24 protein-coding genes, 1 tRNA gene and 1 pseudogene are annotated in these 23,003 nt (G+C 36.6%); 21 read left to right on the top strand and 5 right to left on the bottom strand.

Features of this window, described 5'->3' with window-relative positions; all coding sequences use genetic code 11:
- Positions 1-15 precede the first annotated feature (15 nt).
- The 14 genes and pseudogenes from HBN50_RS07915 (at position 16) to HBN50_RS07980 (ending at position 8,168) form a co-directional block, all read left to right on the top strand.
- On the top strand, positions 16-255 hold the full coding sequence (locus HBN50_RS07915) for a helix-turn-helix domain-containing protein (RefSeq protein ID WP_273869109.1): 240 nt from the start codon (positions 16-18) through the stop codon (positions 253-255).
- Between the two features lie 600 nt (positions 256-855).
- Entirely contained in the window at positions 856-1,422 is a 567-nt protein-coding gene (locus HBN50_RS07920) for a hypothetical protein (RefSeq protein ID WP_273869110.1), read from the top strand.
- A complete protein-coding gene (locus HBN50_RS07925; protein ID WP_273869111.1) occupies positions 1,412-1,684 on the top strand; it encodes a helix-turn-helix transcriptional regulator in 273 nt (90 codons plus the stop codon). Before HBN50_RS07920 ends, HBN50_RS07925 begins: the two co-directional genes overlap by 11 nt.
- An 82-nt stretch (positions 1,685-1,766) precedes the next feature.
- Positions 1,767-2,678 (top strand): hypothetical protein, encoded by a 912-nt coding sequence (locus HBN50_RS07930; protein ID WP_273869112.1) that lies wholly within the window; start codon positions 1,767-1,769, stop codon positions 2,676-2,678.
- Complete coding sequence (locus HBN50_RS07935) at positions 2,675-3,223, top strand: hypothetical protein (protein WP_273869113.1); 549 nt, start codon at positions 2,675-2,677, stop codon at positions 3,221-3,223. Before HBN50_RS07930 ends, HBN50_RS07935 begins: the two co-directional genes overlap by 4 nt.
- Positions 3,220-3,477: a hypothetical protein gene (locus HBN50_RS07940; RefSeq protein ID WP_273869114.1), complete on the top strand. Its 258-nt coding sequence runs from the start codon at positions 3,220-3,222 to the stop codon at positions 3,475-3,477. The genes HBN50_RS07935 and HBN50_RS07940 overlap by 4 nt, the downstream gene beginning before the upstream one ends.
- A gap of 216 nt (positions 3,478-3,693) precedes the next feature.
- Complete coding sequence (locus HBN50_RS07945) at positions 3,694-3,879, top strand: hypothetical protein (RefSeq protein WP_273869115.1); 186 nt, start codon at positions 3,694-3,696, stop codon at positions 3,877-3,879.
- A 7-nt stretch (positions 3,880-3,886) separates the two neighbouring features.
- Positions 3,887-4,339 (top strand): hypothetical protein, encoded by a 453-nt coding sequence (locus tag HBN50_RS07950; protein WP_273869116.1) that lies wholly within the window; start codon positions 3,887-3,889, stop codon positions 4,337-4,339.
- Between the two features lie 301 nt (positions 4,340-4,640).
- Positions 4,641-4,811, top strand: a pseudogene (locus HBN50_RS17610) (helix-turn-helix domain-containing protein); the annotation flags it as partial.
- Positions 4,783-5,370, top strand: a complete 588-nt coding sequence (locus HBN50_RS07960; RefSeq protein ID WP_273869118.1) for a hypothetical protein — start codon at positions 4,783-4,785, stop codon at positions 5,368-5,370. The pseudogene HBN50_RS17610 and the gene HBN50_RS07960, both read left to right, overlap by 29 nt.
- The gene (locus HBN50_RS07965) at positions 5,367-5,666 is read left to right on the top strand and encodes a Trp family transcriptional regulator (protein ID WP_273869119.1); all 300 of its coding nucleotides are present in this window, start codon (positions 5,367-5,369) and stop codon (positions 5,664-5,666) included. The genes HBN50_RS07960 and HBN50_RS07965 overlap by 4 nt, the downstream gene beginning before the upstream one ends.
- Before the next feature lie 56 nt (positions 5,667-5,722).
- Positions 5,723-6,316 carry a hypothetical protein gene (locus HBN50_RS07970; RefSeq protein WP_273869120.1) on the top strand — a complete coding sequence of 198 codons (594 nt, stop codon included), beginning with the start codon at positions 5,723-5,725 and terminating at the stop codon, positions 6,314-6,316.
- A gap of 15 nt (positions 6,317-6,331) precedes the next feature.
- Entirely contained in the window at positions 6,332-6,748 is a 417-nt protein-coding gene (locus HBN50_RS07975) for a hypothetical protein (RefSeq protein WP_273869121.1), read from the top strand.
- A gap of 172 nt (positions 6,749-6,920) precedes the next feature.
- Entirely contained in the window at positions 6,921-8,168 is a 1,248-nt protein-coding gene (locus HBN50_RS07980; RefSeq protein ID WP_273869122.1) for a hypothetical protein, read from the top strand.
- Between the two features lie 135 nt (positions 8,169-8,303).
- On the opposite strand, the gene HBN50_RS07985 is transcribed toward HBN50_RS07980, so the two are convergent.
- A tRNA-Met gene (locus HBN50_RS07985) sits at positions 8,304-8,380 on the bottom strand.
- A 233-nt stretch (positions 8,381-8,613) separates the two neighbouring features.
- Between HBN50_RS07985 and HBN50_RS07990 the strand changes: the two genes are divergently transcribed.
- Positions 8,614-9,351: an START domain-containing protein gene (locus tag HBN50_RS07990; RefSeq protein WP_273869124.1), complete on the top strand. Its 738-nt coding sequence runs from the start codon at positions 8,614-8,616 to the stop codon at positions 9,349-9,351.
- A gap of 24 nt (positions 9,352-9,375) precedes the next feature.
- Here the strand turns inward: HBN50_RS07990 and HBN50_RS07995 are convergent, their stop codons facing one another.
- Positions 9,376-10,239 (bottom strand): phosphatase domain-containing protein, encoded by an 864-nt coding sequence (locus HBN50_RS07995; RefSeq protein ID WP_273869126.1) that lies wholly within the window; start codon positions 10,237-10,239, stop codon positions 9,376-9,378.
- 151 nt (positions 10,240-10,390) lie between these two features.
- On the opposite strand from HBN50_RS07995, the gene HBN50_RS08000 reads away from it, so the two are divergent.
- From HBN50_RS08000 to HBN50_RS08010, 3 genes are all read left to right on the top strand, one after another.
- The gene (locus tag HBN50_RS08000; RefSeq protein ID WP_273869127.1) at positions 10,391-11,098 is read left to right on the top strand and encodes a pseudouridine synthase; all 708 of its coding nucleotides are present in this window, start codon (positions 10,391-10,393) and stop codon (positions 11,096-11,098) included.
- Between the two features lie 107 nt (positions 11,099-11,205).
- Positions 11,206-12,342: a hypothetical protein gene (locus HBN50_RS08005; RefSeq protein WP_273869128.1), complete on the top strand. Its 1,137-nt coding sequence runs from the start codon at positions 11,206-11,208 to the stop codon at positions 12,340-12,342.
- A complete protein-coding gene (locus HBN50_RS08010; protein WP_273869129.1) occupies positions 12,329-14,932 on the top strand; it encodes a hypothetical protein in 2,604 nt (867 codons plus the stop codon). The genes HBN50_RS08005 and HBN50_RS08010 overlap by 14 nt, the downstream gene beginning before the upstream one ends.
- On the opposite strand, the gene HBN50_RS08015 is transcribed toward HBN50_RS08010, so the two are convergent.
- The gene (locus HBN50_RS08015) at positions 14,907-15,977 is read right to left on the bottom strand and encodes an FAD-dependent oxidoreductase (RefSeq protein WP_273869130.1); all 1,071 of its coding nucleotides are present in this window, start codon (positions 15,975-15,977) and stop codon (positions 14,907-14,909) included. The genes HBN50_RS08010 and HBN50_RS08015 overlap by 26 nt on opposite strands.
- A 128-nt stretch (positions 15,978-16,105) precedes the next feature.
- Here HBN50_RS08015 and HBN50_RS08020 point away from each other — a divergent pair, with 128 nt between their 5' ends.
- Positions 16,106-18,418, top strand: a complete 2,313-nt coding sequence (locus HBN50_RS08020) for a Tex family protein (protein WP_273869131.1) — start codon at positions 16,106-16,108, stop codon at positions 18,416-18,418.
- A gap of 25 nt (positions 18,419-18,443) precedes the next feature.
- On the opposite strand, the gene HBN50_RS08025 is transcribed toward HBN50_RS08020, so the two are convergent.
- Together HBN50_RS08025 and HBN50_RS08030 are read right to left on the bottom strand one after the other, a co-directional pair.
- Complete coding sequence (locus HBN50_RS08025; RefSeq protein WP_273869132.1) at positions 18,444-18,776, bottom strand: hypothetical protein; 333 nt, start codon at positions 18,774-18,776, stop codon at positions 18,444-18,446.
- 56 nt (positions 18,777-18,832) lie between these two features.
- On the bottom strand, positions 18,833-21,430 hold the full coding sequence (locus HBN50_RS08030) for a transglycosylase SLT domain-containing protein (RefSeq protein ID WP_273869133.1): 2,598 nt from the start codon (positions 21,428-21,430) through the stop codon (positions 18,833-18,835).
- 330 nt (positions 21,431-21,760) lie between these two features.
- On the opposite strand from HBN50_RS08030, the gene HBN50_RS08035 reads away from it, so the two are divergent.
- Together HBN50_RS08035 and HBN50_RS08040 are read left to right on the top strand one after the other, a co-directional pair.
- The gene (locus HBN50_RS08035) at positions 21,761-22,111 is read left to right on the top strand and encodes a hypothetical protein (RefSeq protein WP_273869135.1); all 351 of its coding nucleotides are present in this window, start codon (positions 21,761-21,763) and stop codon (positions 22,109-22,111) included.
- Between the two features lie 242 nt (positions 22,112-22,353).
- A complete protein-coding gene (locus HBN50_RS08040; protein WP_273869136.1) occupies positions 22,354-22,710 on the top strand; it encodes a hypothetical protein in 357 nt (118 codons plus the stop codon).
- Positions 22,711-23,003 lie beyond the last annotated feature (293 nt).

A 23,003-nucleotide genomic window follows, 5' to 3' on the forward strand; every position in this document is an offset into this window, starting at 1 on the left:
TTGTATGTTAATTTCATGAGTACACGAAACAGTAGAGCTACAAACGTAGCACTTTTTAAAGAATTGGTTGGGAAGCGCGAGTACGGAGAGTCCTATTTGGCGATTGGCACAGGACTCGCTCCTTCCACGATTACTAGAATTTTGCATGGAGGCCATGTTCCTGGAAAGCAGACTAGGAAACTTATTTGTCTCTATTTTAAAGTTAGCGAGGACCAGCTTTTCCCACTTTCTACAACTCAGGGGGAAGCTGCCTAGCTTACTTAATAATTGAAGAACATATTTTGCATTTACTACTTGTAAAACTTTCATAAAGCCATTTAAGCAAATCTTTATGAAGCAAATATAAAAACAAAGTTTGGATAAAAAATTAATGACACGAATTTCAGCAATAGAAGAAGTTTTTCTTTTAAGGCATTCGTGTAACTAAAATTTAAAAGAGGGGAAGTTTCTTAAAGTCGAAAGGTCCTGGTAATGGGTTACCTTCTTTCATTCGAATTGATTCCAATGATTGAAGACCTAAAACCATTTCCAGTTCCGCAGCTTAAACTTCTAGAGGTATTAAAGTAACCTGTCTCTACAGCTTGAATCAGTGCTACTAACACATCGACAAGACAGTAGAACCTGCAATTGCATTAACCTCTATTTATTCCCTCAAAAACCCAAAAGATGCAGACCGCTTTGGTTAGTAGCCTAGCTAGGACTTAAGATTGGGTAAGTCAACATGCCGTTCAAGAAGTACCTCCTTGTTCAGGTTATTAACTTAGGCGGAATGTATGGGTAAATAGAATATTTTGAAACTTAAATTGGACGTATTTGTAAATATTTTATGCGCTACAGAATTTTAAAAGGATTTTAATGGATTTAGTTCACCCAGAACAAATTTCAGCATGGATCTTGGAAGGCCTTAAATCGCAAAGCTGGTCTAAAGAGATCCTTGCTAAAAAGTCTGGTCTAAAACTAACTGACATTAAAAAAATAATTGATTGTTCACTCGTTCCCAACAATGAGCATTTGATTCGATTGGCAAAGGCCTTCGAATCAAAGCTTGTTGTGAAAAAAATCACTGATGAGAACAGAGAGATAAATCGATTACACGAACGTGTTGAAAAGCTTGAAGAGGTGATTTCATTTCTTCACTCAGAGCGAGACAGGTTAATTGACCTGGTTAAACTTGCAACAGAAGTTGGTGGTCTTAAGGATGATGAGCGGTTTAATTCACCTGGAGTAAAAAGAGAAAGAGATGAATCCAAAAACGATACCACGAAAAGAGTTAGTCATAAGACTTCAAAAAAGAGTGAACGAACTAGAAGAAAAACAACAAAAGAACCCGTGCCTTGCTACGGAGAAGTTCTTTACTTCAATTTTAATGCTGAACAAGATCATGCTAATGGGGATGAAATAGGAGTTAAAAATGCAAATTAAAGAAAAATATCAACACAAATACGTTGCTCAATTAATTAAATCAAAAAGAGAGCTCAATGAAATAAGCCAGAGTCAATTATCAACAACACTTGGATACAAGAATGGGCAATTTATTTCAAATGTAGAGAGAGGGATTTGTGCGCTTCCAATAAAGCACCATGTTGGAGTATGCACCTTCTTGGATATTGAGCCAGGTGAACTAAAGGCCGCAACAGTTGCAGACTTTGAAGAACAATATGAACACAAAATAGCACATAGCTAATTAGATAAATTTTTACCAACAACAACTAGCTGTCCTCCCCTTTTTTAAGGGGAAGGGATTCGTACATTTAAAAGGGAACAAAATGTCATCACAAGGATGGGTAAAAATTCATAGGGCGATTCGTGACAATTGGATTTGGACGGAAAAACCTTTCTCAAAAGGGCAAGCGTGGATTGACCTGGTAATTAATGCGAACTTTAAGCCGAATGAATTTGTCTTAAAAAACCACCTCTATATTTTAGAGAGGGGTCAACAAGCTCGTTCTGCAAAGACTCTTTCTGAGACTTGGGGATGGTCTCGTGGGAAAGTGCAGCGTTTTTTGAAAACTCTAAAAATGAGACATCAGATAGAAGTAGAAACGGACACACGCACAACTGTTATAACTATCTTAAATTATTCAGAATATCAGAGTACTGAAAAGCAGAGTGATACAACACTCGATACAGCGACAGAACAACAGACGGACATCGGACGAGCAACAGACGAGCATCAAACGAGCACAAACAAGAATGATAAGAAAGAAAAGAATGAAAAAAATGAAAAGAAAAATTCTCTCACAAAAGCTCTTTTGGAATTGGAGAAAGGGAAGTTTCAATCTGACTCAGGGTTAAAGCTAGATGCTGTTATCAAGCTTTGGAATGAGACGATTGGATCTGAATCAAAACTAAACAAACCATGCATAATGATTTCTCCGAGAGATATCGAACTTTTCAAAGAGGCAGCTGGAAAACTGACTAGCATTTCAGACTGGGAAAATCTTTTCAAGCAAGCTGAAAACTCTAAACTATTTCATGATAGACGTTTTTCTGGTTCATGGTTTTCATTTCCATGGATATTAAAGCTAGAAAATATCAGCGATATACTCAATGGAAAATATTCAATTGCTCACAGTGAAGAATCACGAGTTATTCAAATTGGCCGTGCAGAAAATGAAACTGATGAAGAATATTACAACCGTTTAGATCAAGAATATGAGCAAAGGAACGCAGTATGAATGATAAAATACTGGGCTTCGCAACAGATGCTCTAAGAGATCTTTCTTTGCACTATACGAAAGCTGTAGCAGAAAAAACAATATGCAATTATGCAAATATTCTTTCTCAAGATTTTTCACCGAGTGTAATCAAAAAAGCATGTGATTCAATCAAAGTAAATGCAGGATCTCACTTCCCTAGCATCGCTGAATTCAAATCTATTGCAATCAACTTCGTGCCAAAAGATAAGACACCAGAATATCAAAATGAAGTTACAAGATTGTCACAATGGAAAAAAGAAGAAATGGATCTTCAGAAGATTCGCAACATGCTCAAGAACAAGCTTGGAGATAAGTCACAATCGTTTCTAAAAGATTACATGAGCTCATATTGTGAACATGTATTCAATCTTACTCCTGAATCATGCAAGGACTTAGGGATCTCTCTTTCTCTATTTGAAAAGCCGGCCCTAATAGATCTTAGAGATGCAAATTTCCAACCAAAAGAAGCAATAAAAATTGGAATAAAAAAACACCAGGAAAAATCAACGAAGGACATCGCATGAACACAGAACAAACGAACAAAGAAAGAATCAAGGGTGGATTGTCAGTCTCAGTTCCAAATGGAAAAGAAGTTGAATTTCATCTAGATGGAAAACTTATAAGAGTAAGAAGAGACCGAGCAAAACTTCAGATTCTCGCACCTGAAGAAGTTACGATAATAGGTCCACGCTCAAGGAACTATATTAACAATCTCAGAAAAAGACTCACAGAAAACGGAATTGATTACAGTGACATCGATCGAGGAAAATGTGCATGAGTCAACAAGGGAAAGTGAACTGGTTAACAGTCTTTTTACATTGGGGTGATTTTGCACAAAACATTTATAGCATTACGAAAATAATCGACATGGGTTTCTTACCACTAACTTACACTTGGACAGATGGAACGCATGCAAAACTGGTTGGTAATACTAAAAATGGCACAAGCATTTATAGAATCACAAAAATAACAAAGACTCGATAAAGGGGAAAAAGTGGAAGCAGACGAATTAATAAAAAGAGAACAAGTATTTCAAATGATTATTAATGAATTTTATTCAAATTTGGATAGTGAAACTCCATTTTGCCTAAAAACGATTAATAGCATTGTGGAAGAAAACGTAAAAAAGCAATTTCCTAAAAACTACAAAGAAATTTTGGGAATACAGGAACATGAATAATTAAAAAATGAAAGAACGAAATACTCATCAATATTTACTTGAATCAAACTTAGAACATCGAATGAAGTTCGTTTATCTAAGATTTAATGTACCAGGTTCATTTGATGATTTCTTTCAAGAATACAGACTAACAATTTTAGATGGAAGGGCCAAATCTCAAACTCTTGATCAGTTTGCAATAGATTATTTGAGAAAAAAGCTTGGAAGAAATGGGGAACGACGCCAGGAAAGCATTGTTCTCGAATATTTCGATCAGCAATCAATTGAATTCCCACTTTCTTCCATAGAAACGAATAAGTTCATAAGTAGCTTAATCGGGACAGAAAGAGCTCTTTTTATTTTAAGATTTCAATTTGGATTTACAGAAGCTGAAATGGCCCACGTTTTTTCAATTACACCATCAAGGATTTCACAAGTTTTAAATCAAATTTTAAAGAAGGCAAGAAAATATGGAAGTTAGAAATTATATTGAAGCAAGGATGTACTTCAATAGCAATAGAAAGACATTAAACATCGAAAGACTCATTGAGCTGATAAAAAGCTTAAAAACACTTCTTAAGAGCTCTTTCTTTAGAGAAGAAAAAAACGAAATTCAAGATTTAATTGAAGATGTAGAAATTAGAATCACTGAGATACGAAAGTTTCAGCAAGTTATGAAGCAAAAGAAAGAAGAAAAAGAGAGGATACGAAAAGAAAGCACTTATCAACTTCTCCCCTCTTCAAGAGTCACAGTAATAAGAATGGCCCCAACGAATAGTCTTTTGTTTGATCTTGAATATGAAGCAATTAGTACAGCTCTTATCAAGACAAGAGGGAATAGAACTAAAGCAACTAAAGAGCTTGGAATATCAATTCGAACTCTAAGAAATAAACTTAATGAATATAAGAAGAAAGGACTTTGGCATGAGTATCACGTATCAAGAGTATGTTAAGGGAGCAAAAGAGCTCTTGAGTCAAATAGATTCATACCAATACAAAATTGCAGAAATGGCAATGGCCGTATGTCAAATAAGACATGGAGGAAGGTCAGAGGGTTATTACACTCTGACAGAGTTCTCTAACGATATTGGGATGAACAGAAAAACACTCTCCGAGTGGGTTCATGCATACAGAGATATTTGTCTAAAAATCGATCTCAGAACACCAACACAAGAAGAATGGAGTAAGGCCAATAAAGTCTCACGTCTTCTAAAGAGTGAATTAGCTACAGAAAAAAGTAATAACAACACACAAAAGAGCAAAAGCAACTCAAGAAAAGATGTTTCAAAAGAAAGGATTCAAAAAATTTATAATGAGATTACAAATGACCCTTTTGACACGATATCTAAATTTGAAAGGATCTATGAATCTACACTCTTCGCAAGCAAAACAATTAACAAGATAGATCTTCATAAAATCTCAAATCAAAAATTAAGAAGAACACTCAAAAACATTGTCTCTATAAAAGAGCAGCTGGAGCAATTCCTTTCCAAAGAGAAGGTGGCCCAATGACATGCACAACAGAAAACATGAGATACAAAGAAAGCAAAGAGCTCTTAATCCTAAAACTAAGAGAAAAAGGATTAAGCTACAGACAAATTGAAAAAGAGACAGGTGTTAGCTTTGCATCAGTCGGGAGAATTATTAGAGGTAGAAAAGAATACCCTGAAAAGTTTGAGGATAAGCACTTTAGAAAAGTAGTTTATGAAATTGAAAATCATTCTACCTCTCCATTCAGTGCATACCTACTTTGCTATATGGTTAAGCAATTATACGAAGAGAATTTAAAACTAAAGGAAAAACTATGAGTTGTGTTGTTTGCTTCAATGACAAATGCACTTGCTTAAAAATCAAAGGAAAAAAAATGGGATCACTATTGAAAAAAAACGAAATGATAACTGTAGAAGATATAACGGATTCAGAAAGAGATTCTTGGATCGAGGAAATAGCATCTATTTGTGAATCATATGGAAAATTTCTCGCTCTTGATCCAATGTTAGTATTTGAAGCATTAGAATCAAAAAGAACCTTTTGGTATCCAAACTACTATCATAAAGCGAATTTCCCAGATCTAGAAGGTGTCTTTAAAGCACGTGATATAAACGACCTTTTGAAGAAAATAGATATATCCCAGGGATTTAGATGCCCATTCTGCAAAGCCGTGAGCAAGTCTCCATATAAGTGTGATTCAGGAATTGAGGTCGAAAGAGGGGGGGGAATCATTAAATGCAATTGGAAAAGCTATGGTTTATTCAACACTCTCGGTAGAGGACTGAGAATCATGTTAACGGATAATTTTTTAAATAACCCTTTTGTTGACGAGATCTTTTACCCTGTCTCATTAGAGACAAACAATGCTAGACCAAATCAGTTTCCGGGAAAAATTGATGCACAGAGAGCGAAAACTATCATCCTCAATGGCTTGTTTAGAAACAGAAGCCCCAAAACCTTGAAATAAGAAAAAGGACTATAAATGAGAAAAGCGATTGCCTACAACTGGATGTACTTAAAAAAAATCAAGCTGTCTCCAAGAGGAGTTTATGTATTCTTTTTGGTTTTAAAAGATTCTTTAAAATGGTGCTTCACTATCAATATTGGAAACTTTTTAAAGCATGAAGGGAAGATAGTTTATGTGAACAATGGAACTAATCCTACGAACTGGTCCTGCCTAGAGGTAAATAAATCATTTCAGATAATCTACCCCGATGGCAAATCGGCAATAAGCATTATGGTTCCAAAAAGTAATGCAAGGAAAGTCTATCAATTATCAACTCCAATTCAAGACTTTATGAGAGGGTTTCGTTTCTATATGGGCTACTGGTATGAAATCTGGGTCTTTGGAACAATTAAGTACGGGGATAGATCGCTAAAGAGAACAAAGAAGAAATAAATAATTTCCAATTAAAGGCCTAAGTAAAGGTTTTATAGAAATAGAAAAATAAATAATGTCCGACATTTTTTAATCACTTACTGCGCTGAGTCTCAACGCAAGGGATTGTTATATGCAAAAAAACAACCTACACTCCGGTTCGCCAATATTTTTAAAGAACAAGGAGTTCCAAATGGACGGAAAAGTCTATCCGGACACTCGTGCACGTTGCACAGAGTGTGGGTCTTCTAGTTTCGAGAGCAAAGTCAAATTATCAGGTTTTACAATCCCCTATTGTAAGTGTGGTGGGCATCCTAATAAATTTAGACTTACTTCTTACTTCCCAGACGCTTCAAAGAAGTCAGGGAGATCTCGAACAGAAGACATTAGATTCACAGACACAGGAGAACGAATAAGCGATCCTGGAACAGCGGTCTACATGTTGAAGCAGATTGAAAAAGAAATCGATCTAGGATCATTTAAGCCAGAGAAGTACACATCAACCAAAAACAGGGCAAAGTTTCTCATCTCCAACATTGCAGCTGAGTACATCAAATTCAATGAAGCAAGAAGAGAAGATCCTGACGATAAAATCTCAAAGAGAACTCTCCGAGATAAAAAGACGATTATGAAAAAACATATCGTCCCTATTTATGGCCATCTAGATATTCAACAATTGAGTAAGAAAAACATTAAAGAACTCTTCTCAAAAGTTAAATCAAATAGAAGGAGAGTACACGAAGAACTGACTCAACTTTTAAAGTTTGCTAAACATGAAATGGAAATAGTCTTTACGATTCCTCCACTTCCAAAGAAGCCTTCAAGCTCTTATAGAGATGAAACAACAATTCCAGATATTGACTGTACCTGGAAGGTTATTGAGCACCTTGATGATCCTAGAGCTAAAGCAGTATCCATTATCTGTATGGTCTACCTCTTAAGGCCTTCCGATGTTCTGACAATCAAACCATGCGACATAGATAGAAAGTCTAGGACTCTGAAGATTCAAAGACATGATTCTGATGGAATTTGTGAAGAAGGTAGGAAGTCCGACAGTAAGAAGAAGCAGAGAGAGATTCATGTTCTGCCAATAGTAAACGAATTAGATATGGCTCTAGATTTGGTTGCAAGACCTCCATCGTCTGAAGATTTCTATTTCACAGGAACAAAAGAAGGAAGCTACTACCCTTACTCAACATTCAACAACGCATGGATAAGAGCGAGAAAAGCCGCTGGATACCCTGACCTTCCTTTTTATACATCTACTAAGCACGCAAGAGCTACAGACCTCATAGCTAAAGGTTTTACTTCTGAGCAAGTAAGACGTGTTGCTGGAATTGGAGCAAAAGCATTCGAACATTACAGCAGATTAAAGGCCCACCAAGTTGAGAATGTTGTCATTGATTTTGATAGAGAACGATTCAAAAGAGCTATCGGATAGTGCACACAAGTTCTGCACACAAGCTCAAAAACTGCACACAAGTTGCACGCAAGTTAGAAACAACAAAGGCTCCGCTAGGAGCCTCTGTTTTGCCAATATTTTTATATACTTAAGAAGTATTAAAAACTTCGATAATGGTAGCTCGGGGCAGAGTTGAACTGCCGACCTCCGGGTTATGAATCCGGCGCTCTCACCAACTGAGCTACCGAGCCATCTTGAAGTGTCATTGTTTGACTAGTGTGAATGGGATAATAAAGACCTCTGCGATGTCTGTCAACAAAGTTTTTCAAGTTTTTTTACTTTTTCTTCAACGATTGCGAGAACTTATCACTAAATTCGATTTATCGCTTAAAAACGACATGACAAGAGTGGGAAGGATTTTTTTCGCTTTTTTCAAGGCCTCTCTCTTGGTAGGATAAGGCAACTGACCAATTAGGCATATATTATGAAAAACCAATTAAAACTTTTAGTTGGGACGGCTTTTCTCGTCCTTAATATCTACTCTACGCAAGCTCAAAGCTACAAAGACAAGCCATTTCTCGATAGTGATTGGACTTTAATCTATGAAAAAGAAGGCATCACCGTCTCTGAGCATAAACCAAAAAACAGAGATCTCGTTGTGTTTAAAGCTGAAGGGGTTCTCAAGGCCCCTCTTAGACCGATTCTTTCTAATCTTAGAGAAGTTGAAAAGTCCACAGAGTGGACGCCAAAATTAAAAGAGAAATCCACTCTACTCGATGTCTCTGACGTTGAGGCCATTACATATAATGACAACGATCTTCCATGGCCTGTCAAAGATCGCGACATGGTTTTAACCAATAAGCTTTACCTTGATAAAGAGGAGGCCTACCTTATCGTTGAGACTCATTCAGTTGACTTCCCATCTATGCCCGCACGCCCTGACAGAGTGAGAGCGACAATTGATTATGGTACGATGGCCTTTCGTCCGCTTCAAGAAGACCGCACTTGGGTTCAATTGATTATACTCGTTGATCCAAAAGGTGCGATTCCAAAGTGGCTTGTCAATATTCTTCAACGAAGTATGCCATTTGATTTTTTAAAGGCACTAGAAAAGAGATCCCAAGACATTCGACCAGAGGTGAAACCTGGTATTCAAAAATTAGTTGATGGATTAAATGAAATTTTGAAAAAGAAAAAGGATCAAAAGACGACGGCCATGTAATGCCATCGTCTTTGTATTTTGCAATTAATCTTTGATTCTCTGGCAGAGACTTCTAACCGTATTCATTGCAAGGTTAAAAGCATTTGTCGTCTGCACACTCATGGCCACGGCCGGTGTTTTATAATGCTTGAAAAATGCCTTACAGCGAGTCCACTCTGGAAGAACCTTTTCATAAATATCTTCATCTCTTGAAAGGGCATATTTCGAAACTGTTTTTGAGGCCTCTAATACAACACCCTCATTAACAAGCCCTAGCTCATAAAGAGAAAGAGCAAGGTCGGCCGAAGTGAGATAAACTTTCTGTCCTTCATAAGGATTCACACCACGATCTTTTTCAAATATCCCTGTATTGTAAACCATATGGATAAACGAATGGACTTTCTTATTAGGAAAGAGCTTTTCTATTTCATGATAAACTTTTGGATCGTGCTCACCATTATCGCCTATCATGACAATATAATCGTATTCAGGAAGAAGTTTTAAGAGTTTTTTAATGGTTCTAAGTTTAAAGTCATGTGTAGACTCACGAGTACTCTCACGCCCTCTTACTACACCTACAGGAAAGCCACTCTCCTGCAAAAACTCTCGCCCCAGTAGACGTAGTTTTCCAGGTGCCCCTGTAACATAGTTTAACTGAACATCACGAGAGTGCATCATACCTTGATTTTGAATACAAAATTCATAAGTCTCTTGATCTAAGTCATAGCAGGCAAGAGCATTATAAACTTTACTAAGACCAGCATATTGATTTGTAACACGAAGGCCTCCGAGTTTATTTCCAACGACATAGGTCTGCTTAAGCGTATCATCAATATCTGAGATAATTAATGTCTTCGCGCTTATATTGAAAGCGAAGATGACATTGAATAGCAGAAAAAGATTTTTCATTATAATTCCCTTGTTTAGAATTCCCTTTACTCTATAGCAAATAAAGAAATGTGCCACAGAGTCGATAAATTCTATAAATGGCCTAAAGTTTCGTCCAGAAAAATATTTGATGAAATCTCGCAAAATCTGTCAAATTATGGCATAAGCGCTTATGGAAAATTTTAGCCCTGAAGACATTGAAATTCTTTTTGAAGACGAGCGCTTTATCGTCGTTAATAAACCTGCTCACCTTGTTGTTCACCCCTATCGTGGCCGTGGCGTGCCAAAGACAAAACAAAGTCTTATGGCCCTTACGAGAGATAAAATTGACCAACTCGTCTACCCGATTCACCGCCTTGATGGTCCAGTTTCTGGCCCTGTTCTTTTTGCTAAAAAAGGCCGCTACGTCAAATTGGCCCAAGATGTATGGCACGCTGAAAGTACGAAGAAAGTGTATACGGCCCTTGTTAAAGGCATCCTTCCAGTTAGTGGAACTTATGATTTTGCCCTAAAAGAAAAAGGGGGCTTTTTTAAAAAGGCCATTACAAATTTTGAACCCATTCGCCCTTATGGTGAAACGACTCTCGTTGAAGTAGAGATTTTAACGGGAAGAAAACATCAGATTCGTCGCCACTTTGCCAGAAGAAATCACAACTTATTAGGCGATGTTAAGCATGGAAGAGGCAATCTTAATACCTTCTTTAAAGAACACTACGGACTCGATCGCATTTTTCTTCACTGTCATCAATTGAGCCTTGAAATCGATGAACAAACCTCTATAAATATTTCATGCCCTATGCCTTGTGAACTTCTTGAAGTTCTAGAAAAGCTTGAAAAAAATCCCTTCTCACTGTGTCAATTACCCCAATCTTTCAATTAAATCAGGGAAATGGCCTGTAAATATTACTAGGTCTGTACGGAACTTAGCCATTCCCTGCTATAAAGCGTAGCTAATAGACAACATTAGATTCTTCTAAAGGGAATTTTGTGAAAAGACACCAACTGACTTTTCTTATGCTGCTTACGTTTATTTCAGGGGCCAATGCTCAAACGCTCACTGGAAAACTTGGTTCACCCAATAACTTTAATAAGGTAATTGACTCGGCCAAAGTAAACTTCAAGATGATTGGAACTGAACAGAGTGGAGATTTAAACAAATCAAGCGTTTTAAATTCTTCATTGGGACTAAGTGCCAAGGGTTCAATCTTTCAAAATACTGAAGTCATTTTTGATGGAAGTCTTTACTTCTCTAGTGGAAGCACAAGTAGTGTTTACGACAACAATCGCCTGACAGAGAGAAATGGAACTTCACTTAAAAATGCCTACATCCACTACAACTACCAAGATCTCTTATCTCTGAAGGCAGGGGCCATCAATCAAAGAGAACAAGAAAATCTCATTGTAGTAGGAAGAAAAGCATTCTTAGGAGCAAAAGAAACTCTTTCATTTAATCTCTTTGATCTAAAAGTCACAATGAATGCCACTCAAACAAGAGCAAGATCAGAATCGTCAAAAGAGGGCCTTGGCAATCTAGATGAAGGATCACCTCTTTTTATGCGTGAATCCATCTCGCTTGAAACAATCAATGATTATATTGGATTAAAAGTAATCGTTGGACACTTTGCTTACGATAATCTCAGCAATGATGTGGCCTATAATTCACAATTTCATGGAAACACAGTTTCTGGTTATACAAAAACAAACTCAGAATTCGATTACAACTATGTCGGTTGGGATTACAAGTTAGAAGCTTCGGCTTCATTAAATCACAACCTATCAGTTGGTGCTGGCGTGAGTTACGTGATTAACCAAGGAGCACCGGATTCAAAAAATAGAGGATCTGCCCTGATTGGTTCAACCAAATATACATCGGGAGATTGGACTTATAAAGTTACCTACAACAAACTCAATATCCAATCCGACACAGCTCCGGCCCTTTATCTCAACATGGCCCAAACTCCAAACACAACATCAGACTCTTTAGAATTAACAGCATTAAATATTAGTTCAGATTTTGAACTTCGTCTTTTCTATCAAAATAGCAAACCACTTGAACAAAACTTTTATCAAGACAATAACCAAATCATTCAACTTGAATTAAGGAAGGGATATGAAATTTTCTAAACTTCTAGGGTTTCTTTTAACTGCAGGTGCTCTTTATGGATGTTCTGCAAGCGTCGATGAAAACAAAGAAGAATCAGTTAAAACAATTTCAAATCTTGTCCAAATGACGAGCTTAAGAATTGAATCAATTCAAAAAATCAGAGAATCAGAAACATCTCTGCACACCATCACAGCAAAATCTTATACAATGAAAGCCTGCTTCAAAGAAAAAGCTCTTGGTAAGAAAATCCAATTTAAAGATGTTATCCTTGAAGGAAAGAGTTTTCCAAAGTCACTTAAAAGCACTGATGTTGAAGGGTGCGTAACTTGGGAAGAATTCACTGAAATGGACTACACTCGCTCTCGTGGTCTTATTGAATACACAAGAAAAATTTCAATTGCCGATACAAACCTTTCAAGAGAGATCAACTTTGGAATTGACCCTCTTGAAGATAAGCTTGTTCGCCTTGATCACTCAATCAATAGAACATCTACTATCATGAGAAAAATGGACGCCTCTCAGATTATCGATATCGCGCAAATCAATGCCTATTTTAAGAGTTATACGACTCCTCAGTACGGATCGATTCCAGTTGTTGGTTTCAAGGCCAACATCAAAACATGTCTTCGTGTTGGGGCCAGTGCCGATCGTCTTCAAGGTGAAGAAGTTGAAGCAACCCTAACAAATTTAGAAACTGGTGAAGAGATGACGATTCCACAAAAAACCGATAACTTCGGTTGTGTGGATTTAACTTTTGATTCATCTTATGAGAGATACTCTGTTCCAAGATACATTCCTTACAATCTTTCATTTAAAGCCGTTAACCCATCTTTTATGGGAGTGACATCTGAAAGAGAAATTTGTCTTTCTCCGTGGCAACCAAATGGAATTTTTGGACACGATACAAGGTCAGGAGCTTGTCCGGAAAACCCAATCCAACGAGCCCCAAAACTCCACTTCAATGACGTACGTTATGTGTATATGGGAAATAAAGACGATGGCTTCAATGTAAATAAATACCTCGATATGGAAATGACAAAATCTTTTCTTATCCGACTTCATCCAGTAATTGACTATGGTCACAACTTTTCAAATGAAAGACACTATAGTCAAATCTATTCGGGACGCTTTAAGCTGAATTTTATTTTGCTTTCACCTAAAGAAAATCATCTAGATATTACAGAAGAGAACATCGATGACTGGCAAGTTCTTTCAGGAGACGAAAAAGAAGTTGAGATTGTTGATGGGGTTATTAAGCAAAGAATAGATCTACCACTTAGTTTTCACAATCTCTCACGAGCTGTTCATAGAACTTATGGTGTTATCATGCTCTCTCCTACAAGAGATTCTGAATATAGTGACCTTAAGCCAGTTATGGCCGCGGGACTTTTTGATGCAGCGGCAAGACATTTTGGTACAGTTCTTCAGACATCAGTTGGGATTGGTGAAGAGTTTAAAACGAATTTTCTTTCTGAAAAGCTCTATGGAAAATTTAAAAATTTTAAACAGACACTTAAAAACAATAATCTGAAATCTAATTGGAAAGCTTCACCATTGGAAGTATTCTACGCCTTACATAATAAAACCGAAAATTATGATGATCTGGACTCACTTGAACTAAAAATGTTCAATAAGATCTGGCAACATAGAGGTATTAAACTATCTGAGAAAGATTTTAAAGACCTAACAAGTGGACTTGCAACAAGAGAGCAAAAGAGAAATTTCTGCCAGATTTACTACATTGAGAATCTCAAGTCTCTTCGCGGTAGAGCTCTCACTGAAATGAAATCGCAATTTAGAGACTGTACAATAGACCCTGATAAGTTTTTTAACTTCAAAAGTTTTGAACATATTATTGCGATTACTGGAAAAGCTGAAAAAAACGTTGGCGGGTATGGCTTCTCTGAAACTGATCGATTAAATGTTAATACAGGCTTTTGTATGAACTACAATAATTCAACAAGATTTTCGACATCCAAAAGAATTGGAACGGATCTTGGGATTGGAATGAAAATACCACTCCCACTTGATGCGCTCTCGATTGGTGGCGGAATGAAGCTGGATTACTCTATGATGTGGGGTACAGACGAATCTACGGGAAGCAGCAATAGAGGGTGTGTAAACAGAAACAAAAACCTAAATGTTGATAAGTTAAGCCTAAGATTTAAGGCGAGAACAAAATCGTGTTTACTCGTACAAGTAAAAGAATACGACAAAGAAGAATACTCTCCATCTTGGTTTGATTCAAATACTCGCGCTCTAAGAAAAGTTGTTTCAACAACAGAAAAAGAGCGAATCCACCTTTGTGCTAACAAAGATGAAGATAAAGAAATTTCTGAGAACTGGTATTTCATTGGAGAGGAAGGACAGCATGTCCATCCTTTAAGAGACAAGTGGGATATTAGAGAAAATATGCTTCACAAAGTTATCCGCGGAGAGGCCAATTACACAAAGTGGATGAAAATTATGACAGATGAAACAAAGAAGATCTTTCTTGTTAAAAAAGATAAATTTGAAGATCCAATGAAGTACTTTGATAGCATTTATTCAAATGATATCAATGTTCCACTAATGTATGATTCAGCTATTCCTGGATCAATTTGGAAATAGCTTTTGCTCCTAAGAATGGAAAAGTAAAGCCGTTCTTATAGAGACCTGTCATTGAATAAATATTACCAAAAGGCCCTTTTTCCAATTCACCGAAAAAGGGCCTTCTTTTTTGCCCCTTATGACGAAGACCTGTTTTAATCGTGCCCGATTCAAAAGCAGGAAGAACAAGGTCACCTTTTAAAAGATCACGAAAAAAATTATACTGACTTTTCAACTCACTAACGCTAGCACAGAGAAGGTCTTCTTTTACAGTCGAACCACCAATCATAATTTGTCTGCTACGGCGGCGATATATGAGATTATAGTGACGATTAGCAAGAACAAAACTCTTATTACCAAAGTCACAATCATCAAAGACAATATAGCTGCCAGAAACAAATTTTGATTTCGTTAGAGATTCTTGTTTTAAGTTATTCTGAAAGAACTTTGAATAGGCTCCACTAGCAATGATAACTTTATTTGTAACAAACGATTCACAACCGCAATCTAACTGGAGATGGCCCTCTTTTTTTAAGACCTCACGGCATGTGAGCTTCTTAATCGTTACATCAAGTTTTTCTATATAAGCCTGCTCAAGTGCACTTAAGCACTTTGAAGGATCAATAAAATAGGCCTTAAAACTAACGCCTTCAAAACTCTCAGACAAAGAGAGGTCTCCAAGGGTATTTAAAGAATCACAATGGCCAAAGCGGCGAATAAAATCCTCACGCCCCTTAGGACTTTGATCTGTTAATGAATGTTGAAGGCCTTGCTCATGACACTCAGGATGAGATTCATAAAAAGAAATGGCCTCTTCATAAGAGTCGAAAATGAAATCACCTAGATCAGAGATTCCCTTTTGCACGCCACTTCTGCATACAATACTTGTTGTATTGAGACTACATGGTGGAAAAACATCATCATTATAAACAACAAGTATTTTCTTTTTAGAAAAGTAATCAGATTTAGCGAACTCTCTTAGAAGACACCGGGCAGCAATCCCGTAACCTACAAGAATTATATCAAATTTTTCCACGTTGTTAGACTTTTTTAACGTATCACCCATTGCCAAAGGTACTCCAGCTCATTAACCTTATTAGTTCATTATAGTATGCGATAATATTAATCAAGTATACCTAATAAAAGTCATTGAAGACGCTATAGATCGAATCATTTGCTAAGGAGAATTTTTCTATGGCCATCGAATCAAACGCAGTTGTATTTGCTGCGACAGAAACTGGAATCAAAGCTGACCAGGCCATTGCCGTACTGACAATGCTTTATGAAGAAGATTGTACAGTGCCCTTTATCACTCGTTACCGTAAGGAAAAAACAGGCGGTCTGGACGAAGAACAAATTCGTGCCATACAAGAAGCCTACGATATGTATCTCGAAAGAGAAAAGAGACGCGCTTACATTTTAGAGACGATCACTAAAATGGAAATGATGACTCCTGAGCTTGAAAAACAAATCAAAGACGCTCAAACAATTAACCAACTAGAAGACCTCTACGCCCCTTTTAAATCGAAGAAAAAGACTAAGGGACAAATCGCTAAAGACGCTGGTCTTGAGCCATTTGCCAAAATGATTCTTACAACGAAAAAAGGCATGGAAGAGCTCGCGGCCGAAGCTGTTAAATTTCTTAATCCAGAGAAGAAGATTAAAACATTTGAAGATGCCATCAAAGGTGCTTGCGATATTATTATCGAAATGTTTGCTCACGATACTGAAATTAAAGAGCAACTTCGTAAAGACTACTGGGATAGTGCGACTTTAAAGTCTGAAAAGAAAAAGAATGCTGAAGAAGTTAAAGACTTTGACAAGTACAAAGACTATTTTGAATTTGAGCAAAAGGTTTCTGAACTAAAAGACAAAAGGGCCGCTCACAGATTTCTCGCCATGAGACGTGGGATGACTCAAAAAGTTCTTAAAGTAGATGTGAACTACTCAGAAGAAGCCTGTCTTGGCCTCCTAGAGAAGAAATACTTTTCTGAACCAGGTCTATCACTTGTTCACGTCATTAAAAACTGTGCGGAAAAGGCCATTAAAAATTACATCCACCCATCACTTGATCTTGAAATTAAAAGTGAATTGAAAAAGCTTTCAGATGAATCGGCCATTGAAGTATTTGGTGTGAATCTTAAAAACCTTCTTCTTCAACCATACCTTGGTCCTAAGGCCGTTATCGGTCTTGATCCAGGAGTTAGAACAGGTGTAAAAGTAGCTGTTGTTGATAATACAGGAAAGTTCCTCGTCGACACTGTTGTCTACCCTTTCCCACCACAGAATAATACAAAAGAATCAGCGCAAATAATCAGTGCAATCATCGCCCAATTTAACGTTGAATATATTGCTGTTGGTAACGGTACATACGGCAGAGAAACACTACAACTAGTTGAGTCTCTTGTCCCAGAAGTGAAAGATGGAAAGTGTAAGGCCACAATGATCTCAGAGGCCGGAGCTTCAATTTACTCAGCTTCAGCGATTGCAAAGGAAGAATTCCCAGATAAAGATGCCACTGTAAGAGGGGCCATCTCTATTGCAAGAAGATTCCAAGACCCACTAGCAGAACTTGTTAAGATTGATCCAAAGTCAATTGGTGTTGGACAATACCAACACGATGTTAACCAAACACGACTTAAGAAATCACTTAATGGCGTTGTTGAAAGCTGTGTAAACTTTGTTGGTGTTGATATCAACACAGCTTCAGCTCCACTTCTGTCGTTCATCTCAGGTATTGGACCAAGTGTTGCGAAGAATGTAGTCAAACACCGCGACAAAAACGGTCAATTTCAAACTCGTGATGAACTTTTAAAAGTAACTCGACTAACAAATAAAGTTTATGAGCAGGCCGCAGGGTTCCTTAGAATTTACAATGGAAAAAATCCACTTGATGGGACTTTTATTCACCCAGAGCAATACCCAACTCTTGAGAAGTGGTGTAGTGAAAATGGGACAACTCTAAAAGATCTCGTTGCCGATAAAGAGATTATTGCAAAATTAGAAAAAGATAGTGCCTTTAAAAATGAAATTGGTGATTTTACTTTCGCCGATATTGTTAAGTCACTTAAGGCCCCGTCGCAAGACCCGAGAACAGAGTTTAAAACAACTGAATTTAGAAAAGATATCTCGTCGATAAATGATCTAAAAGAAGGTGAATGGTATCCAGGAATCGTTACAAATATTACTCAATTTGGTGCCTTCGTTGATATTGGAGTAAAAGAAAATGGACTTGTTCACGTCTCGCAAATCTCTGATACATTCGTAGAAAATCCACTAGAGGTTCTAAAAGTTGGCCAAGAAGTAAAGGCCATGGTTCTCTCTGTCGATCTAGATAGAAAGAGAGTTGGTCTTACACTTAAAACAGGTCAAGATGCGCGAGCGCACCAGGCCCCTACAGGTTCTAGGCCTAGGCCAAATAGACAAGCAAAGAAGTCATTTGAAGATTCAAATGCACCTCTAAAAAACAAGGCATTTGCTGCCCTTGCTGGTTTAAAAATTAAATAAAAAAAGGCCCTTATCTGGGCCTTTTTTATTTCTCTTTATCTTTTAATCGACATAAATGCATTAGGACTATATAGCTTTCGCGAACCATGGGCGGAAGATCTTTATAGGAATGATTCTCCGTGTGTCTCACTCCAAACTCACTAAAATGTGACATTTTCTTTGCTAGACAGCTATTTGTATCATAGAGTTCATCTTCTAACGTCATTCCAAGTGCGAGCTTAAAGGTCTCTCTATCAAAGCTCTTATCACTACTTTCTTTATACGAGTTAATTTTTGAATAAAAATTCATCGCCTCTTTATGTGCACTTTTAAAGTCTTTTGTCTTTGTTACGGATTGAAAAAAATCAAGTACCTTCACTTTGAAATTTTCTTTTTCAAGTGAGTAGGATTGATGACAAAAAACAAAGGATAAAATTAATATGATTGACCGCATGTACCTGTTCCTTGTTTTTCTGTTTGCTTTAAATCACCATCTATTCCACCAGTTCCACCTACACCTGGAACATACTTAGCAACTTCATTCTTTCTGGCCGAAGAGCGACTTGGATAATTGTATTTAACATAATGAGAGAAATATCTTTTTAAATCACTCGCAGAAAGATCTGAAAGATAGCGCGCCTTGATCGTATTAGATTTTTCTGAGCCATTACTTGTTAACTCTTTAACACGGCCGCTTTTTAAATCCCCTACAAACTTAGAGAGGACTTTTTGAATTCCAGCAAGACCACCATTATATGACCATCTCGCAAAGATAGTTGCAAAAGTATTGATTTGATCTTCACTCATTGCCTTTGGTTGAGCATCACTTAGACCTCTTACAAAATTTGTAAAATACTTTTTATTTTTTTGATAATAAATCATCGAAATAAAAAATCCCTCTTGTGGATTTCTCGGCTTACAAAGCCTCTCATTCTCTCGCTTTCGAAGATAGTTAACAGCTTTTCTTGCACTCTTAGCTACATCGCGTGGAATAGGGACAGGGTTATTATAAAGATCTTTTAAACCAGAGCAATTAGGATCATTCCCCTTAACTTTATCAGCAATATCTGTAAGGAAATAGGCCGTATAACGATTAACAGGCCTTTTACTATTTAGACTTTCAAATTTCTCATAACCGGCCGGGCCACGATACTGTTGCATTTTTTTATAAAGATTATGATTGCCTTCTATATAGTCTTTTGCCTGATTTAAACGAGAATAAAAAGCGGTGTAATTATTTGCAACGATCTGACCTACTCCAAGAGCGTAGCTTGGACTAACGGCATTTGGCTGAAAGTGTGACTCGTGATTTAAAACAGGGAAAAACTCTTTTGGATCAAGCCCCAGGCACTTGGCCGCACTCAAATAACTTTTAGCAAGCCCTGTGGCAAGATTTTTTGAAGCACATGCTCTTGGAACTGGATCTTTAAGTCTCCAGCCAATATGCTTCCCACTACTATTTTTCTTCGAAGTTCTTACAGAGTCCTTAATATGACGACCTTTAGCATCTTTAGAACAACTAGGATTTGTATTTCTAGAAGTTCCATGTCTCATACTCTGACCAATACAAATGGCCATATTTCTCGTTTCATTATCATCGAGGGCCAAATCAGATTTCACATCACTAAGACCAAGAACTTCTTCTAAGTAGTTATTTGGCTTAATCTTTTTTCCTGATTTAGAAGTAACAGTACGCTCACGACAACTTTCCCATCTCTCATCGAGAGGATTATCGTCACTCTCCTGATCTCCACCACACTCGACTTCTCGATCAACGACTTTTGTCGCTTCGTGAAAGCCATCGTCTTCAATAATTGTTGCTGCCGTTTTTTCAAGATCAAAATTGACAAGACCTAATTCATTATACTCATCAAGTGCACTCGCTGAAACTCGGTACTCATAAGGCTCACCATTTCTTTTAACAATATAGGAACCATTTTTGTGACGGCCCACAATTGAAATTTCATCGTTTGCATCAAAGGGATAAGACTTACCTGTTCTTCTACCAATGGCCGTTAATTTAACGCCATTAGAAAGCTTAAAAGTCGAACCTTTCTCAAGGCCTACAACTTGACTTGGTTCATCAACTTCATGATAAGTTCCCTCTTTAAAATTTATAGGATACGATCCAGCAAATTGAGGAAAATCAGAAAGAGATAAGGTAGAACCATTAGGAAGTTTTAAGATCTTAAAATAACAAGCACCCTTTTCTGTTTTGATAACTTTTACGATACTGTCTTTAGGTACAGCATCAACTTTTCCGGCCATAGGTAAAATACTTATAGTGTGATCAAGCTTAATTGTCTTATTATTTGCAGGACAAGAATCTTTTTGTTCTGGCCTCGCGTCTTCTTCGGCCATTTCAAAAATTTCCTCATCATTTAAATCTTCATTATTATTTTTTTCTACATAGGATTTAATAAAAGCATCGAGATCATCATAATTCTTAATTTCTTTATGGGCCTTTGTTTCAATTTCTTCATAGATAGGAAGAACAATATCATCTTGTAAATAATTACTATAAGTCGCATCCCCGATGAAACCATTAGCATCGTTAAAACCATTTGAAGGGCTATTAATTCTTATAGATCTTTTCCAACCATTTTTCATTCCAACACTAAAAGTATCTCCAGCACTTAGAACATAAGTTTTATCATCGGGTCCAATGACTCGAATTGCTTTCGTTACACGATATGTTCTAGGCTCTTTAACAGCTTTTAAATGACCATCATTTCTTAAAACTTGATAGGTCTGATCTCCAATGACGGCAGGACCGATTTCGACATCAGGAGCACTGGTTTCTAAAATAACAATATTTCTCTTCCAGCTCTCTTGGTTTTTAATGTCAACGACATCACCTTTATTAAGATAAAACTCTTTGCCATCTCTCATAACACTGACGGCCTTATCACCGCCTACGATCATGACAGCAGCAAGAGAACTTTTAATAAAAGAGAAAGACATTAACAGCAATAGTGAAACAGACAAACGATAATTCATAGTATTTTTATCGGTCATAAAAGAGTTATCCATTAGAAAATTTTATGGACTAAATTTAACGTAAACTTTTGCTTAACGTTCTAAGGACCTTTAATAAGTAAGCTCTCTTTATTGAATCATGCTATGAGATTTTTTCAAAAGCAATCAAAACGCTTTCTTTAAAAACGGTAAGTTATAACTTTTCCTCTATAAAAATCACTGACATAAAATACTGTCGGCCATCGTTTTAACCTGCTCTCAAAGTGCTACTTTTCTAACACCTTCTATAATCCTTACAAAGCTAAACAAAATAATTATTAAACCTGAGAGAATGTATACAGACAAAGATTAAAAACCATTATTTAAACGAACAGGAGAATACACATGAAAAAATTATTAGTAGGGCTTACTCTTTTAGCTTCTATGTCATCATTTGCGAATATTGAAAACTATAAATGTGTTTCATCAACTAGTTCACTTGTTTGCTCTGATGTTATCGCAACAGAAGGTATGTTCCTTGGAGGATTGAATGTTAAGGAACTTAAATGTGCCCAGGATATAGTCTTAGTTGGAGATTCAGGAAGGCTTTATTCGGAAACAATTGACTTAACGACACATATTGATGAAAAAGTAGCTGCAAATCCTTCTGACTTATCAATAGCTATTAATTCAATGACTATAAGAATTCAAGATGAAATTAATGAGCTTGTAGGTCAATACGGAAAATGTAAATAACTAATTGTTTAGAATTTAGCTAAATAAGTAATGATCAAAACTACAAAAAACAATGAACTCAGTCTGTTCAATAAAGTTCAGACTTTATGAATGAAAAAATCAGTTTAGTCGAGAAAGTTGCGACTTAATGAATAAAAAGTTGGTCGGTAATTATGTCTTTTTCGGCGAGAAGAATAAAAAGACAAGAAAATATAAACGAGGTTTGAAATAAAACCATTAGGTTAAAGAACAAAGGAACTATTATGAAACAAGTTATAATCTGGGTAACTTTAATTTTATCTTTCAATATTTTTGCAGATGTAAGTCTTAGAGAAGGAACAGTTGCGGTTCAAAAGATTTCGATTTATTCTTCTTTGCCGGAGTATAACATCGCTTCTGTATTTTCAGGTAAGTACGAAATGCCAGAAGCTTATGGTTCATTAACTTATGGATCTGAGGTAACAATTTTGGAGTCGTACTCATTAAAAGTTAATAATGGAAAAAATATTTATTATAAAGTTTTGTACAAAGGAACAGAAGTAACAATGACGGGTTATATCTTCTCACATAACATTACTAATTCAGGGACTATAACTAGAACAAATGTCTCTTTACATTAAACCCTAGTTTAAAATTCGATGACTGCTCGACAGAGCACAGAAATAAAAAACATAAGACCTGTTCAAAAAACAGGTCTTTTTTGTATTCAAGAACACTCATGCAATTCTTTGAGTGACTGGCCTTTTTAAAAAGGTTAATCTTTTCTACTCAAACGAAGCGTCTGTGCGACTTAAATAACTTTGAAATAATCTAATTCACCTACTCTACTTCCCTTCCCCTTTAACTTGACGCTGTGAAAAAGGCATAAAAATAAACACTACCAAATGAAGTGCATTTCAAAACAAGAACTAAG

It is taken from the genome of Halobacteriovorax sp. GB3, from assembly GCF_028649655.1.
Lineage (GTDB): Bacteria > Bdellovibrionota > Bacteriovoracia > Bacteriovoracales > Bacteriovoracaceae > BSW11-IV.